Raw genomic sequence first — 15,480 nt, 5'->3', positions numbered from 1 at the left:
AATCTATTACGCAGAGTGCAATAATTAAATGAATGAACTGAAAGCTCTGAAAACCTTCCTTCTGGCGGCCGAGAAGCGAAATTTTGCCCAAGTGGCGCGGGAGTTGGATATGACGCCAGCCTCTGTTACCCGCACAATTGCGGCACTGGAGGAAGAGCTGGGTGTGCAGCTTTTTGTCCGCACGACGCGGCAGGTATCGCTGACCAGTGACGGTGCAGTCTTCGCTGCGCGTATCGAACCGGCAGTGGAAGCGCTGGAGGCCGCACGGCATGACCTTATGAATGTTCATAAGGCAGATCAAGGGCGCTTACGGATCAATGCGCCGATGTCGCTAGGCCAGCAGGTGCTGCCGCAAATTCTTTCGGCATTCCGTGAGCTATATCCCAAGATTGAAGTTGAGCTGTCGTTGACTGACCAAATGCTCGATATTGTTGAGCAGGATTTCGATCTGGCCATACGCATTTCCGGTGCGCCGTCGGATAAATTCACCATCTGGCGCAAGATCATTGAGATTAAGCGTATTCTGGTCGCTGCGCCCGGTACGCCATATGTTGATGTGGCGCATCCGAGCGAACTGACCTCGGATGGATGTCTGGGCTATAGTTCAGAAAGCCGCCGTGAAACCTGGGCCTTGTCGGATGGCAGCTCAACCTTCAATGTTTCCGCTGGGCGCATGATCAGTGCTAATAATGGTGAAGTACTCGCCAACATGGCGGCTGGCGGGGCAGGCGTTGCGATGCTGCCGACTTTTATTGTGGCAGAACATTTGCGCACGGGTCAGCTTGTTCATATCTTGCCGGAGTGGTCACCGCCGCAACTTTGGCTGACGCTTTATTATCCACCATTCCAGAAGCTGCCGCCACGCATTGCGACGTTCTCAGATTTCTTCGAACGTGAGATCAAGGCGATCATTACGAGATTAGTATAGAGGAGTTGGAAACGTTATCCGAATTCAATATTTATAGCTTTGATCGGCAAGAACAAAAGGCGAAACACTTATTCTTTAACGAACAACTGTGAGTAAGAGATTTGCCAATATCGGCAAAGATGTTAAATCGGATTTATTGATAGTTTTTCGTCGGTATTCCAATGATTTTGCTGTTCGTCTCGTTTGTATCAAGCGCCATTCTCTGTGGCGCTTCGCTCTATATTCTGTCCGTTTTGTTGCCGAGATCTTTTCTCGCAGCAGGCTTCAATCCACGATCAAATCATAATGTTCCTGCACAGCAAATTGGTGGCCTTGCGCTTATTCCCGCAGCGCTCATCACTCTGTTTACATTCGGTCCGGACCTCGGAATCACGGTCGAGCTAGTCAGCTTTTTGTCGGGTGCCTCCATATTGTTATGGGCCGTTGGAGCGCTGGATGATCGGTTTGAATTGCCCGTTTATCTGCGTTTTGGATCGCAACTGCTCGCAAGCTGCTTGGTTCTTTATGGTTTGGGGCCGGAATATAGATTGTTGCCGGATTTGCTTCCGCATTGGTGTGAAGCAATTTTGATTGTCATCACACTTGTTGCGGCAATCAATATAACAAATTTTATGGATGGACTGGACTTAATGACGGTGGCGGGTTTGGGGATTCCGCTGCTAGGAATTGTTATTCTGACTGTACTGCATTTTGCTGGTGTTGAAAGTGGCGCGCTTGCAGCCATCCTTGCAGGCGGTCTATTGGGCTTCTCGTTTTTTAATCGCCCACCAGCACGTATCTTTTTAGGTGACTCCGGTAGTCTGCCTCTCGGGTTAATGACTGGTACAGCTTTATTGTTGTTGGCGCGTGAAACGCACATAACTGTAGCAGTCGTTCTTCCGCTATATTATGTTTTTGATGCTGGAACGACAATTATCCTGCGTTTGGCAGCAAGGGAAAATGTATTGAAAGCTCATTCAAAGCATGCGTATCAGGTAGCAAAAAGATCAGGTTGGAGTGTTGTCAAAGTTGTTTCGCACATTGGTATTTTAAACTTAATTCTTATATTGTGCGCTGCATCAATGATGTATTTTAATCACTTGCTCTCTCAGATAATATTCCTGATGGTCGCGATTGTTGCTGTTCTGTTATTATTATTAGATTTTCGCGGTCGGTTTAAAAAGCTATAACTTCAAAAAGTACTTTGCGTATTGCTGTGACATCATTTGTGTCCATAGCGGCACGTAGCTCATTCAAACTTTGCATGACATCTACATCTGCTTTTTTACCCTTAGGAGCACGCATGATTTTTGGATGTCTTGTTGTTCGCGCCTGCGATGGGTCGTAAAAAAGCTCTTCATACATCTTTTCACCTTCGCGAATGCCGGTGACTTCAATCGCGATATCGCCTTGTGGGTTATCGCTGTTGCGAACTGTAAGTCCTGCCAGAAGAATCATATTTTCCGCGAGATCTCTGACTTTTACGGGCTCACCCATTTCCAGTAAGACTGTATCTCCTGTTTCGGCAATCGCACCAGACTGCACGATTAGTTCGGCAGCCTCTTTGATCGACATAAAATATCGCGTCATATCTTCATGCGTCAGAGTTACTGGCCCGCCATTGGCGATTTGCTCGCGAAATAATGGAACAACCGAGCCATTTGACCCTAGAACGTTGCCAAAGCGTACAGAATAAAAAGAGGTATTTTTACCTGCTTGTTCAGCTAGCATTCCGTAATAATACACGATGAGCTCGGCCCAGCGTTTCGTTGCACCCATGACATTTGTGGGGCGAACCGCTTTGTCAGATGAGATAAGCACCATGCGCTCAACATCGGTGGCAAAACATGCTGAAGCCACATTGAGCGTTCCAAAGACATTGTTACAAATGCCAATCAATACATTCTTCTCGACAAGAGGGACGTGTTTGTAGGCTGCACAATGGTAAACGGTATCAACGTGATGTAAGCGGATGACGTTTTCCAGGATATCTTTATCTTGTACTGACCCCAAAACGGGTACGATTTCACACGATGCAGTCCGTTGGAGCTGACGTTCGATTTGGTAAAGTGCAAACTCACTAGATTCAAAGAGGACGATAGATTCTGGCTTCCATTGCGCAATGATTTGGCAAAGCTGACTACCTATGGAGCCGCCCGCGCCAGTGATCATAATACGGCGTTCTTCGACCACTTCGCGTAGCATGGTTACATCAGGTGGAACCGGAGAGCGCCCGAGAAGATCATCAATTTCGACATTGCGTAATGAACTGACGAGGTATTTTCCGGTAGTAAGGTCAGCAATGGGTGGAAGAATACGCGTGCTGACCGGTAACGGGCTTAGGACGCGTGCAAATTCTTGCCGCTGAGCCTGAGTTAACTCCGGTTCAGATATGATGACTTGCCTGATGCCGTAATTTTCAATCAGTTGCGGTATCTGTTTTGTGGAATAGACGCGAAGTCCGGTGATATCCATGCCGTTGAGCATGCCGCTTGGGTCAACAAATCCAATTATTTGTGTGTCGCTATGGCTTCTTAAAGCGGCAGCTAATTGACGTCCCGGTTCACCGACCCCTACGATGATTGCCGAACTGGAATATGTTTTTCCACCGCCAGCATTGCGTAATAGCCACTTTGCCCCAAATCGACTGGCTGAGATCAGCACCGTGCTGAGTAGCCAGTACAGCAGAGGTACGGAACGAGGCAGACCGGAACTGCCATATAGTTCCATTAGAAATACGAGGGCGACCCAAAATAGCGCGGCGATTGCTGTCGCTTGGAAGATGGGCCAAATTGAGCGTTCCGCAAGATACCTAATTATTGCCCTGTAGAGCCCGAAACGAATGAAAACGGGAATTCCCAATAATGGTGCAATAATTATAAGAAAGAACTGGGCATGAGAGGGCACGAAAACGAAACCCAGTCTCATAACAAACGCGAGATAGGCGCTGAGCAATAGAAGCAAACAGTCGCTTATGAGCAAAATTATCTGTTTGCTCAACCGTGGCAGGCCAGCTAGCGTTTGCCATTGAGAGTTTAAATTCATATGAATTATACCCTATGTCTCTCTCCAAGAGAGAATAAAAGCAGATTTTAGCTAAGTTTTAACTGGCCAAAAACGTATTTTTCCCTGTTTGCTAAACGAAAAGCAACACACTCGAATCATTACTATCATGAGTCCCTAGTTGGACCTATATCAATTGCTATTACAACAACTTAACAAAAAGTCTATACATTGTATCACTTGTAACAATTTGACTCTGGGATTGTCAAAAAACTACCACTGACCATGAATAAATTATGAAAGTTAGTCGCACATTATCTGAATGCTGCGGCGGGATAAAAAGCAGTCAAATATCTATCAATCTTTTAAACTTCAGTGTTGGGCTGTTTGCAGTCGAAGCTCATTATATTTCTATTGTTTCCATCTCAAAATGTGAAGCAATGTGGACGGTTTAATATTGCGATAATCCAAATTCCTAAAAGCAAAAATCCCGGACAAAGCCGGGATTTTGATACCTAACCAATCGGAAAAACTGGAGCGGGCGAAGGGATTCGAACCCTCGACCCCAACCTTGGCAAGGTTGTGCTCTACCCCTGAGCTACACCCGCTCGCGCCAGCCTTCTCTGCGGAGAGAGAAGTCGTTTCCGTTAGGCAGGCGCTGTATCGCTGAACGCTTCGGGGAATGCAATAGGAAAAATCCATATTCGTGAATTGAGAGGCAAAAAATTGTATAAGTAATTGTATTTTATCAATAAAATAATTATCTGATCACTGTGGAAAATCGCCATTCAAGCTTTTTGAAGCGCCCATTCTTTTGAAACCGATGTGAATCAGTTCGTTCAGAATTGCTAATTTATATCCACATACCGATTCATATGCATGACAATGCAATCATTCGGGGGAAATACGAATGAACCCGAGACGCTACATGAGAAAATTTGACTATTGCCTCCTTGGTGCACGTGATTAAGTGTACCAAACGCTTTCATAAAGAGGCTTTGAGTTGGCCTCCTATTTGGGAAATTATATCTTATGCCTATGACATCGGCGGAACTTCACGATTATCTGAAAAACCTCGACATAGAGGTGAGCACGGTTGAACACCCACCATTATTCACTGTAGCCGATTCACAAGGTTTGCGTGGGGAAATTCCTGGTGGCCACACCAAGAATCTGTTTTTGAAAGATAAGAAAGACAATTTCTTTCTCGTGACAGTCGATGAAGACGCTGTCGTCGACCTCAAATCGATCCATCAGATTATTGGTGCTTCCAGCCGCGTTTCTTTTGGCAAACCGGAAAAACTAATGGAATATCTCGGTGTCGTACCCGGAGGCGTGACTGTGTTTGGCGCAGTAAACGACACCGAACACAACGTTCAGATTGTCCTTGATGCGGCTCTTATGAAAAACGACATTATTAATGGGCACCCTTTGACGAATGAAGCCACAACATCGATCAAGCGCGATGATCTTCTGCGCTTTCTGGCGTCCACTGGTCATGAAGTCCGTATTCTCGCTGTTTCAGAAGATGCTAAAGTTTCCCTATAGATCAGAAGCCACCAACTGCAACTTTGCGGAAACGCAGCTCGACATTGATTGCTGTAGATACAAACTGCCATATCGAAAATTGTTTGCCGCCGCCCTATATGCTGGCTGAAAGACCCAAGGAAAATATCCGATGACAAGCCAAAACAATCCTTATTCGAATACAAGTGCACAGATGGGCGGGCAATTGACCGGGAATGTGTCTTTTGGAACATCAACCTCGGCTGTTGGCGGCCATGATCTGATCAAAGATACGACGACAGCCGCCTTTCAGGCCGACGTAATCGCGGAATCGCGCAATCAGCCAGTTCTTGTTGATTTCTGGGCACCATGGTGCGGCCCTTGTAAACAGCTTACGCCGATTATTGAGAATGCCGTCCGCGAAGCAGGTGGTGCAGTTAAGCTCGTCAAAATGAATATAGATGACCATCCGTCGATTGCTGGTCAGCTTGGCATTCAATCAATCCCCGCTGTCATCGCATTTGTGAATGGCCAGCCTGCCGATGGCTTTATGGGCGCTTTGCCAGACTCTAAAGTCAAAGAATTTATTGCGAAAATCAGCGGCCCTAGTGATCAGGAAGCAGCGATTACTGAAGCAGTTACGGCTGCGAAAGAACTGGTTGAGGCTGGTGATTTCGTGCAATCAGCGCAGATTTTTTCGTCAATTCTGCAAGTAGCACCTGATAATGTTGATGCAATTGTCGGCTTGGCGACGTGCTTGCTTGAATCTGGCGATGATGAGAAAGCCCGCGAAATATTGGCAAGTGTGCCTGCGGATAAGCAAGATGCCGCACCTGTTCGTGCGCTTGAAGCGAAGCTTGCCCTTGCTGATCAGGTAAAACTCATCGGTGATCCGGTAGAGCTGGAGCGTCGCGTTCAGGCTGATCCCAACGATTTTCAGGCTCGTTATGATTTAGCGCAGGTGCGGAATGCTCAGGGGCGGCGCGTGGAGGCCGCTGATGAGTTGCTGGCAGTCATGAAGGCGGACCGTAGCTGGAATGATGATGGTGCACGCAAACAGCTTCTGCAGTTTTTTGAAGCCTGGGGCAATGCAGACCCAGCGACTTTGGGTGCGCGCCGCAAGCTTTCGTCGCTTCTGTTTTCTTAAAGGAGATAGTTATGCAAGTGGGCAATGCCCGTTATCGGATAGCTTCGGATATACCGGAGCTTGTTCCGGTGTTTCCACTTAAAGGCGCACTTTTGCTGCCGGGCGGCCAATTGCCGTTAAACATATTCGAGCCTCGTTATCTCGAAATGGTCGACGATGCATTGTCCGGCAAACGGATTATCGCGATGATCCAGCCTCGCATTCATGATGTCGAGGAAGAAGACGATAGCGATGATCTCGACGAGACACTGAAACCTGAATTGAGCCAGGTTGGTTGTCTGGGGCGGATAACTGCCTATTCAGAGACGGGCGACGGTCGCGTATTGATCACATTACAAGGCATTTGCCGGTTTCGGGTTCTCGAGGAGGTGCATTCTCGCAAACCTTATCGCCAATGCAAGATAGCGCCATTTTTGACCGATCTCGAAGCTGCGAATGATGTTGGAGAGATTGATCGTGAAGCGCTCTTGCGCGCATTCAAGGACTATCTGGAAGTGCATAATCTGCAGGCGGATTGGGATAGCATCTCGCGCGCGGCCAATGACACACTGGTGAATGCACTCTCAATAATGTCGCCGTTTGGTGCAGCTGAAAAGCAGGCATTATTGGAAGCTGCGGATCTGAAAACGCGTGCTGCAACGTTGATTGCTATTACGGAAATGGTGTTGGCGAAAGCCAAAGATGACTATGGTTCACGTCTGCAATGAACGTGTCCGCACAATATGACGTTCCAAGGAAATATAAATGACCACCAAAGAGAGTGCCGGCAATCTTGACGTGAAGCTACTCGAATTGCTTGTGTGCCCACTCACCAAGGGGCCACTGCAATATGATGCAGAAAACAGCGAATTGATTTCGCAAAAAGCTAAACTTGCTTATCCAATTCGAGGTGGCATTCCGATCATGCTTCCATCCGAAGCGCGGACAATTGAATAGCTGGGCTCACATTAATAGCGCCGTCATCTACAAAGAAGAGGCGCTAAACCTTGATGTTATATAATTTCCATATTTTCGCTGTTCTTTTTCATAAATTTCGCGCGGCAATTATTGCTTGCTGTGCACGGGGGTTCTATAACCCTCGCGGAACTTTAGGTTATGATGGCGGAGTTTGATTTTTCTACCGCTATTAAGCAATAAAAAACAGAGGCTTGGCATTATGGCATCCAGAAAACTCCTCCTCCTGCCCGGTGACGGTATCGGTCCTGAAGCAATGGCTGAAGTCCGCAAGATTATCGCTTTCCTCAATTCTGGTCTCAATCTCGGTTTTGAAACCGATGAAGGCCTTGTTGGTGGTTCGGCGTATGATGCGCATGGTCAGGCGATTTCCGATGCCGATATGGAAAAGGCACTAGCTGCTGATGCAGTGCTTTTCGGCGCAGTTGGTGGCCCTAAGTGGGACAGCGTTCCTTACGAAGTGCGCCCAGAAGCAGGCCTTCTGCGTTTGCGTAAGGATTTGGCTCTTTATGCCAATTTGCGTCCGGCCATCTGCTATCCAGCACTCGCGCATTCATCTTCGCTGAAGCCGGAAGTGATTGAAGGTCTCGACATTCTGATCCTGCGCGAACTGACCGGCGGTGTTTACTTCGGTGAACCGAAGGAAATCATCGATCTGGGCAATGGTCAGAAACGCGGTATCGATACGCAGGTGTACGACACCTATGAAATCGAGCGCATTGCCGATGTGGCTTTTGAACTGGCACGCACGCGCGGCAACAAAGTCACTTCGATGGAAAAGCGCAATGTGATGAAGTCGGGCGTCCTGTGGAATCAGGTCGTCACAGCACGTCATAAAGAAAAGCATTCGGACGTTGAACTTGAGCATATGCTGGCTGATGCGGGCGGTATGCAGCTCGTTCGCTGGCCGAAGCAGTTCGACGTGATCGTCACCGATAACCTGTTTGGTGACATGCTTTCCGACGTTGCAGCGATGCTGACGGGTTCGCTCGGTATGCTACCATCGGCCTCGCTCGGTGCAGCTGATGGTGTGACTGGCAAGCGTAAGGCGCTTTATGAGCCGGTTCATGGTTCGGCGCCGGATATTGCAGGTCAGGGCGTTGCCAATCCGATTGCAATGATCGCATCGCTTGCCATGTGCCTGCGCTATTCGTTCAACCTGATCGATGAAGCTGATCGTCTGGAAGCGGCAATTGCCGGCGTTCTTGACGATGGTCTGCGTACTGCTGACATTTGGTCAGAGGGTACCAACAAGGTCGGAACGACCGAGATGGGCGATGCAATCCTTGCCAAGTTCAAGGCACTTTCAGCTTAATCGCTGACAAATATTCGTTGAAAAAGCCGCTGTGTGAAGATCGCTCAGCGGCTTTTTAATTTCAGTCGAGTTGAATTGTGAAGTCTGCAAATACCGCCGCTATAAGCAGTGCAATAAAGAAATATTGAAAGCCTTTTTTCCTGATCTTCATAGCAAGTAGTATCACAGCAGTTTCAATCGTGAAGAAAATGAAATCCCCAAGCGGAGATTCCTCGTTATTGATAGAAATGCTGGGGCCTGCACTGCGTAATAATTCAATAAGATTGAGCAGTATCAAAAGCGATAACAGCCATATTTTTCGTGAAAGAAAATATCTTTCGTAATCCCCATACTCTTTGATGTCATCTGGAGTTAGAGTGACGCACATGAAAAAAAGGCCGAATACATAAAGCAAATCCAAAACATAGGTATAGACGTTGTAGGTCTTTGTGCTGCTTTCAAAAAGGTAGTCCCACCAGAACTGAATGATCCAGAGAAACACAACGATCACCCAGCCGATATGCATATACGATATCTTATGCTTGTTAGGATGCTGGACAAATCTGGATGCAAAGATCAGCAATCTTGAGAGGCAAAGACTGATGCCCATGCCGTTAATGATGCGCATGTGAGAGAATGCATCAGCAGCGCTGATCGCGGTGTCAACTCCTGAAGGCAATGTTCACCCGTATCAATTTTTGCAAAGTAGTGTTTATTAGATATCTATACTATAGATATGTCGTGTCGTTACATCGTGTCAAAGTAATAAACCTCAACCCAGAAAAAGGTTGTGGTTCAAGAAATAGACGCCCGATTTCCGGCTGCAATTTGGCTCTGATGCACTAACAGTTGTTGCCATGTTGAACACACTCCCAGATTTGAACACCTTGTATGACGCATTGCTTGCTCGTGATGCGGCCTATGAAGGCAAGGCCTATGTTGGCGTGCTGTCGACGGGCATTTTTTGTCGACTGACTTGTCCGGCGAGGAAGCCGCTGAAAGAGAACTGCCGCTTTTTTGCGTCTATTCCAGAATGTATTGCCGCTGGTTTCCGAGCTTGCAAAAGATGTCATCCATTGCAGCCCGCAGCTGAAGCGGATGTCTCGGTTGAACGTTTGTTGAAAGCGCTTGAAGCACAGCCCCAACGTCGCTGGAGTGAAGACGATGTTGCCGGAATGGGCTTTGACCCGTCAACTGTGCGGCGTAGTTTCAGACGGCACTTTGGCATTACGTTTCTGGAAATGGCTCGGCAGGAAAGACTGCGACAAGGATTTCAAACTCTTGCGCAGGGTGAGCGCGTTATCGATGCGCAAGTCGATGCGGGTTTTGAATCGCCCGATGCATTTCGCAATGCTTTCGCACGTATTCTTGGAATGCCACCGGCTCAGTTGCGAAAAGACGGCTTGTTGCGTGCTGACTGGATCAAGACACCGCTGGGCACGATGATTGCAGTCTGTGATCAGTCGGCTTTGCATCTGCTGGAGTTTGCGGATCGCAAGGCGTTACCGCAGGAGTTGAAGAAGCTTTACAAAGCTTGTCATGGATCAATCGGCATAGGGCGGTATCCTTCACATGATGTGCTGGCACAACAGCTTAACGCTTTCTTTGCCGGTCAATCTGCAAGGTTTGATATGCCGCTTGTGTTGCATGGAAGTGAATTTACACGCGATGTCTGGCGCGAGTTGCAAAACATTGGGGCAGGGCAGACGCGAAGTTATAGCGAGATTGCGAGAGCTGTCGAAAAGCCACTCGCGGTTCGGGCTGTGGCACGTGCCAATGGAGCCAATCAAATCGCCATCCTCATTCCGTGCCATCGGGTAATAGGCGCTGATGGTTCGCTGACTGGTTATGGCGGCGGGCTTTGGCGCAAACAGAAGCTAATTGAGATTGAAGCACAGTATCGTTGAGCTATCTCTACAAATGAAAACGCCGCCCAAAGAGGCGGCGTTTCTGTTTCAATAATGGCGCTGATTACTCGACCTTGTTGAGGTCAACGTCCTTTGTTTCCTTGACGAACATCACGCCAATCACAAGTGTGATCGTTGCAATGATGATCGGGTACCAGAGACCATAATAAATATCGCCCTTGGCAGCACTCATCGCAAAGACAGTCGCAGGCAGAAGGCCACCGAACCAGCCGTTACCGATGTGATAAGGCAGTGACATACCGGTATAACGGATGCGGGTTGGGAACATTTCAACGAGGATAGCGGCAATCGGGCCATAAACCATAGTCACGTAGATAACGAGAACGGTCAGGATTGCGATTGTCATGGTCCAGTTGATCTGTGCCGGATCAGCAACCATCTTGAACGCGCCTGCATTCGGGATGGTGTAAACAGCTTGACTTGGCTCACCCGCCGCATCTGCTTCGATCTGCGTAACGATGTTTGCCTTGACCAACTCTGCATTGGTCATTGTGGCGCTTTCGCCTGCACGAACAGCACTTGCATCGAGAGCGAGTTCTGGATTCGCAGCAACGAAAGCATCAAGTTTAGAGTCTGCAACCTTTGCAGGGCTACGAACCAGCGGCCAACCAGCCTTTTGCAGAGCAAGGTTGATGTCGTGTGTCAGGGTAGCCTGCTTGGCTTTTGCATCCGCACCTGCAGCATTTGCATCAAAGGAGGTAACAGTTGCATCGCCAATCTTGACGGTTGCAGGCTGTCCGGCAGGACCAGTCACAACATCATAAGGCACAGCACTGCGCGACAAGAAGCTGGTTGCAATGTCGCATGAGCTGGTAAACTTGGCCGTACCTGTCGCATTGAACTGGAAGTTACAATCGCCAGGCGCTGCCGTAACAGTTGCACGGATTGTCTGTTCCGCATGGGCAAGTGCTGGATTAGCAGCCTGTGTAAGTGCCTTGAACAGTGGGAAATATGTGACTGCGGCCAGAAGCAGGCCAGCCATAATAATCGGCTTACGGCCAATCTTATCTGACAACCAGCCGAACACAACGAAGAAGCCGGTGCCGATAATAAGAGCAGTTGCAACCATGATGTTTGCAGATTGGTTTTCCACCTTAAGTACGTTCTGCAAGAAGAACAGAGCGTAGAACTGTCCACTATACCAGACAACAGCCTGACCCATTGTAAGGCCGAACAAAGCGATCAGAGCGATCTTCGCGTTTTTCCATTGGCCAAAGGCTTCGGAAAGCGGTGCTTTTGATGTCTTGCCTTCTTCTTTCATCTTCTTAAACGCAGGCGATTCACTCATCTGCAAACGAATCCAGACGGAAATACCCAGAAGAACAATCGAAACAAGGAACGGAATACGCCAGCCCCACGAGGCGAAGGATTCTGTGGTCATGACGTTTTGAATGCTCAGAATGACCATCAGTGACAGGAACAGACCAAGCGTTGCAGTCGTCTGAATCCACGATGTGTAGAAACCACGACGACCGTTTGGTGCGTGTTCAGCCACATAGGTTGCAGCGCCGCCGTATTCGCCACCCAATGCCAAACCCTGCAACATGCGCAGGATGATCAGGATTGCAGGTGCGACGATACCAAGTGTTGCCGATCCGGGCAGGATACCGACGAGGAATGTCGATGCGCCCATGATGACGATGGTCACAAGGAACGTATATTTACGACCGACGAGATCGCCGATGCGTCCGAAGACGAGCGCGCCAAACGGGCGCACAAGAAAGCCTGCCGCGAAAGCGAGCAGAACGAAGATATTACGAGTTGTTTCCGGATATTCATTGAAGAACGCGGCGCCAATAAAGGCAGCAAGTGTTCCGTAAAGATAAAAATCATACCATTCAAACACGGTGCCGAGTGAAGAGGCGAAAATAACCTTCTTTTCTTCACGCGTCATTTTAGGCGCGCCGGCCTTGGCGCTCGATTGCACTGACATAGGGTTCCTCCCAACAGCATTTTTGCTGATATGTGCGGATGTTCTCCTCCAACTTCCGCACACTTCTCCACGTAGTCATGATGAACTGAATCGTTTCAAACGGTTATTATCTTTTAGTATGATAAAAGCCGGTAATCGGCTCGCGGAGGAGAGGCAGAGATGAAACAGTTTACAGGTGGTTGCTTGTGTGGACGCGTCAGACTGGAAGCTTCTGGCAATCCTTACAGGGTTGGTGTCTGCCATTGCCTCGATTGCCGGAAGCATCATGGTGCATTGTTTCATGCGTCTGCGATTTTCCCGGAGAGCGCTGTGATAATTGACGGAGAAACGAACAGCTATCAGGGGCGATATTTCTGCCCAACTTGCGGGGCATCCGTATTTTCAAAGTCGGGTGATGAAATTGAAATCAATCTGGGATCGCTGGATGCGCCCAATCAGTTCAAACCCACTTATGAACTTTGGACGATACGGCGTGAGGCCTGGCTGCCGAAGTTTCCGGTTGAAAATCGATACGAGCGTGATCGCACTGGAACTGATCGGTTTGAGAAGTAAGCGATATTTTTATTACGAGGCGGGGGCAGCCATACCGCGAATGAAAGCTTTGGACTCGAATGCATTGGTCCGTCGCTATTCATCAAGCTATCGTTCATTGTGAAGTAACATTGAGCTAAAATCGCGCTCTGTTTTCTTTCTTGTTCCGACCATACGATTATCAATTTAAGTTGGATTTGCTGCTTGCAGGCATATTGACGTTCCCGTAACTATGAAGTGAGAAGTAAGAATCTGCCACACGCGGGGTGTGCGCAGCCTACTTAGCGGAGACTTTTAGTCGGTGTCAGGTCCGTCATTTTCTTTGTTAGGCGCATATTTCCCATCGTGGATGCTGTGCCTTTTCATTGCGATAATTATCACTCTTCTCGTGCGGGTAGTTCTGATCCGCATTGGTCTTGATGATATTCTTCCGTTTCGCCTGACAGCTTACACTGCAATGGTTATCGCGATTGCCTGCGGCCTCGCGCTTTTTGTGTATGGTCGATGAGTATGGAAAAAAACGCCTATAGTAAAAGAGAGTTCAGTATTGTCGGTGTATTGCTGACAGGCATATTGATCGTCGTCGCTTTCGTTATGGCGTGGCTTTATTTGCGTGAAGCCGACAAAAAACCGCTTTCTGATGACGCTGTTATCGGAGCTAATATTGTTAATATTGCTGCGACGGTTCCCGGAAAAATCCTTTCCATTAATGTTGAAGAAAATCAGGCCGTCAAAAAAGGCGATGTGCTTTTTTCGATTGATCCGGTACCTCTCCAGATATTGGTTGATCAGACAGCCGCGGACCTCGCAATAGCTGAAGCGGCACTTGATACTCAAAGGCGTGCGGTAAAGGCCGAATCGCAAAATGCAATCATTGCCGACCAGCAGGTAGTGCGTGCCAGAACCAATCTCGATCTGGCTGAAGCAACGCTAAAACGCTTAGAGGCGCTTAGCCCAAAGGGCTATGTCACGCGTCAGCAGGTTGATGATGCAAAGACGTTGCGAAATGACGCTCAGATCAGTTTGACACAGGCAGTTAAGCAGGCAGAAGCCGCCACAACACTTGTCGGAACGCTAGACAGCGCACAGGCATTGGTGCGTGCAAGGCAAGCGGCTCTTGCACTGGCGAAACATAATCTCGACAACGCGGTAGTTACGGCGCCCCATGACGGCAGGGTTGTGGGCTCCAATCATGGCACCGGGCAGATTATAGCTCCCGGCCAGTCTGTATTTACATTAATTGATACGTCGAGCTGGTATGCATCAGCAACTTTTCCTGAAACAGAACTTCGCGGCATTAAGGTTGGCAGTTGTGCTGCTGTGAGAATTCTGGCCGATAGCTCTATTGTGGTAAAAGGGCGTGTCGAGGGGATTGGTTGGGGTGTTTCATCCGAGGATCTCATCAATATTCCGCGTAGTTTGCCCTATGTGCCTAAAAACTTGAATTGGGTTCGTATTGCACAGCGGTTTCCCGTGCGTGTAAAACTGATTGATCCCCCAGCAGAGCTGACGCGCTCTGGCGCTTCAGCCGTTGTGACAGTGCATAATGGCAACGATTGCTAAATACGGACTTTGGGATGCGGTCCGCGAAACCCTAGCGGACCTGGCGCCTTTTCCGGGTCGCATGGCAACGTCATGGCGTGTGGCAGCCGTCTGCGCTCTTGTTGCCGGCATCGCGATGCTGTTCAAAATCCCGGAATCTGCCATTAGCTGTTATCTCGTCATTTTTCTGATGAAGGCTGATGGCGCTGAGAATACGATTGTTGCGACTGCCGCGGTTATTGCGATCACCATTCTGGTGGCGCTGATGGTTCCTGTACTTCAGTGGACCATAGAATCTGCGTTGTTGCGTATTCTCGTTATGATCCTCGTTTCATTCGTTTTTATTTTCCTCGGTGCTGCCAGTAAACTGGGAGAGGGCGGCAGCATCGTCGCATTGATTATAGCCTTCATTTTGAGCCTTGTTAGTCAGGTTCCGATTAATGGCGTTATTTCTGTTGCTCTGCGCTACGCATGGGAAATGGCCATTCTTCCCATGTTTGTCATTGCGGGTTTCAGCTTATTTTTTGGTCAGTGGAGCCTTAAACTTCTGCGCGATGAATTGCGTGAACGCCTTTTGGTGGCACGTAATGCACTCTCAAATATAAACCCGTTGATGGATCCGTGGCTGCGGGAGAAACTCGCCGCAGCCAATGACGACGAGAACAAACGTTCGATGCTTGTAAAAATACTGCATCAAACCACTGGAAAAAGACTAGCTCGAATACAAACCGATAT

General features: G+C 48.4%; 14 protein-coding genes, 1 tRNA gene and 1 pseudogene. 12 read left to right on the top strand and 4 right to left on the bottom strand.

Features of this window, described 5'->3' with window-relative positions; translation table 11 throughout:
* The first annotated feature begins 28 nt into the window (after nt 1-28).
* Entirely contained in the window at nt 29-928 is a 900-nt protein-coding gene (locus J2782_RS17235) for a LysR family transcriptional regulator (RefSeq protein ID WP_310014814.1), read from the top strand.
* Between the two features lie 161 nt (nt 929-1,089).
* Entirely contained in the window at nt 1,090-2,097 is a 1,008-nt protein-coding gene (locus J2782_RS17230; RefSeq protein ID WP_310014812.1) for an MraY family glycosyltransferase, read from the top strand.
* On the opposite strand, the gene J2782_RS17225 is transcribed toward J2782_RS17230, so the two are convergent.
* The gene (locus tag J2782_RS17225; protein ID WP_310014809.1) at nt 2,084-3,952 is read right to left on the bottom strand and encodes a polysaccharide biosynthesis protein; all 1,869 of its coding nucleotides are present in this window, start codon (nt 3,950-3,952) and stop codon (nt 2,084-2,086) included. The two genes, J2782_RS17230 and J2782_RS17225, sit on opposite strands and share 14 nt — an antisense overlap.
* A 491-nt stretch (nt 3,953-4,443) precedes the next feature.
* Nucleotides 4,444-4,518, bottom strand: a tRNA-Gly gene (locus J2782_RS17220).
* A gap of 424 nt (nt 4,519-4,942) precedes the next feature.
* On the opposite strand from J2782_RS17220, the gene J2782_RS17215 reads away from it, so the two are divergent.
* The 5 genes from J2782_RS17215 (at nt 4,943) to leuB (ending at nt 8,832) form a co-directional block, all read left to right on the top strand.
* Nucleotides 4,943-5,458 (top strand): prolyl-tRNA synthetase associated domain-containing protein, encoded by a 516-nt coding sequence (locus J2782_RS17215; protein WP_310014808.1) that lies wholly within the window; start codon nt 4,943-4,945, stop codon nt 5,456-5,458.
* A 130-nt stretch (nt 5,459-5,588) separates the two neighbouring features.
* Complete coding sequence (trxA, locus tag J2782_RS17210; RefSeq protein ID WP_310014807.1) at nt 5,589-6,563, top strand: thioredoxin; 975 nt, start codon at nt 5,589-5,591, stop codon at nt 6,561-6,563.
* Between the two features lie 11 nt (nt 6,564-6,574).
* Nucleotides 6,575-7,270: an LON peptidase substrate-binding domain-containing protein gene (locus J2782_RS17205; protein WP_310014804.1), complete on the top strand. Its 696-nt coding sequence runs from the start codon at nt 6,575-6,577 to the stop codon at nt 7,268-7,270.
* Between the two features lie 37 nt (nt 7,271-7,307).
* Nucleotides 7,308-7,499, top strand: a complete 192-nt coding sequence (locus J2782_RS17200; protein WP_310014802.1) for a Trm112 family protein — start codon at nt 7,308-7,310, stop codon at nt 7,497-7,499.
* Nucleotides 7,500-7,719: 220 nt separating this feature from the next.
* On the top strand, nt 7,720-8,832 hold the full coding sequence (gene leuB / locus J2782_RS17195; RefSeq protein WP_310014801.1) for a 3-isopropylmalate dehydrogenase: 1,113 nt from the start codon (nt 7,720-7,722) through the stop codon (nt 8,830-8,832).
* 61 nt (nt 8,833-8,893) lie between these two features.
* On the opposite strand, the gene J2782_RS17190 is transcribed toward leuB, so the two are convergent.
* Nucleotides 8,894-9,490: a hypothetical protein gene (locus J2782_RS17190; RefSeq protein ID WP_310014800.1), complete on the bottom strand. Its 597-nt coding sequence runs from the start codon at nt 9,488-9,490 to the stop codon at nt 8,894-8,896.
* A 178-nt stretch (nt 9,491-9,668) separates the two neighbouring features.
* On the opposite strand from J2782_RS17190, the gene J2782_RS17185 reads away from it, so the two are divergent.
* On the top strand, nt 9,669-10,718 hold the full coding sequence (locus J2782_RS17185) for a bifunctional transcriptional activator/DNA repair enzyme AdaA (protein WP_310014798.1): 1,050 nt from the start codon (nt 9,669-9,671) through the stop codon (nt 10,716-10,718).
* Nucleotides 10,719-10,782: 64 nt separating this feature from the next.
* Here the strand turns inward: J2782_RS17185 and J2782_RS17180 are convergent, their stop codons facing one another.
* The gene (locus J2782_RS17180; protein WP_310014797.1) at nt 10,783-12,672 is read right to left on the bottom strand and encodes an MFS transporter; all 1,890 of its coding nucleotides are present in this window, start codon (nt 12,670-12,672) and stop codon (nt 10,783-10,785) included.
* Between the two features lie 159 nt (nt 12,673-12,831).
* Between J2782_RS17180 and J2782_RS17175 the strand changes: the two genes are divergently transcribed.
* The 4 genes and pseudogenes from J2782_RS17175 to J2782_RS17160 form a co-directional block, all read left to right on the top strand.
* A complete protein-coding gene (locus J2782_RS17175) occupies nt 12,832-13,224 on the top strand; it encodes a GFA family protein (protein WP_310014796.1) in 393 nt (130 codons plus the stop codon).
* Between the two features lie 280 nt (nt 13,225-13,504).
* A complete protein-coding gene (locus tag J2782_RS17170) occupies nt 13,505-13,711 on the top strand; it encodes a YtcA family lipoprotein (protein ID WP_310014795.1) in 207 nt (68 codons plus the stop codon).
* A complete protein-coding gene (mdtN, locus tag J2782_RS17165; protein WP_310014793.1) occupies nt 13,708-14,766 on the top strand; it encodes a multidrug transporter subunit MdtN in 1,059 nt (352 codons plus the stop codon). The genes J2782_RS17170 and mdtN overlap by 4 nt, the downstream gene beginning before the upstream one ends.
* Nucleotides 14,750-15,480: pseudogene (locus J2782_RS17160) on the top strand (FUSC family protein); the annotation flags it as partial. The gene mdtN and the pseudogene J2782_RS17160, both read left to right, overlap by 17 nt.

Origin of the sequence: Brucella pseudogrignonensis (assembly GCF_031454375.1) — a bacterium.
Classification (GTDB): Bacteria; Pseudomonadota; Alphaproteobacteria; order Rhizobiales; family Rhizobiaceae; genus Brucella; species Brucella pseudogrignonensis_A.
The sequence above is the reverse complement of the archived record's forward strand: the minus strand, read 5'-3'. Positions and strand labels throughout refer to the sequence as shown.

Coding starts and splice junctions, on each gene's coding strand:
- J2782_RS17235 (WP_310014814.1), top strand. CDS start 29: ATGAATGAACTGAAAGCTCTGAAAACCTTCCTTCTGGCGGCCGAGAAG.
- J2782_RS17230 (WP_310014812.1), top strand. CDS start 1,090: ATGATTTTGCTGTTCGTCTCGTTTGTATCAAGCGCCATTCTCTGTGGC.
- J2782_RS17225 (WP_310014809.1), bottom strand. CDS start 3,952: ATGAATTTAAACTCTCAATGGCAAACGCTAGCTGGCCTGCCACGGTTG.
- J2782_RS17215 (WP_310014808.1), top strand. CDS start 4,943: ATGCCTATGACATCGGCGGAACTTCACGATTATCTGAAAAACCTCGAC.
- trxA (WP_310014807.1), top strand. CDS start 5,589: ATGACAAGCCAAAACAATCCTTATTCGAATACAAGTGCACAGATGGGC.
- J2782_RS17205 (WP_310014804.1), top strand. CDS start 6,575: ATGCAAGTGGGCAATGCCCGTTATCGGATAGCTTCGGATATACCGGAG.
- J2782_RS17200 (WP_310014802.1), top strand. CDS start 7,308: ATGACCACCAAAGAGAGTGCCGGCAATCTTGACGTGAAGCTACTCGAA.
- leuB (WP_310014801.1), top strand. CDS start 7,720: ATGGCATCCAGAAAACTCCTCCTCCTGCCCGGTGACGGTATCGGTCCT.
- J2782_RS17185 (WP_310014798.1), top strand. CDS start 9,669: ATGTTGAACACACTCCCAGATTTGAACACCTTGTATGACGCATTGCTT.
- J2782_RS17180 (WP_310014797.1), bottom strand. CDS start 12,672: ATGTCAGTGCAATCGAGCGCCAAGGCCGGCGCGCCTAAAATGACGCGT.
- J2782_RS17175 (WP_310014796.1), top strand. CDS start 12,832: ATGAAACAGTTTACAGGTGGTTGCTTGTGTGGACGCGTCAGACTGGAA.
- mdtN (WP_310014793.1), top strand. CDS start 13,708: ATGAGTATGGAAAAAAACGCCTATAGTAAAAGAGAGTTCAGTATTGTC.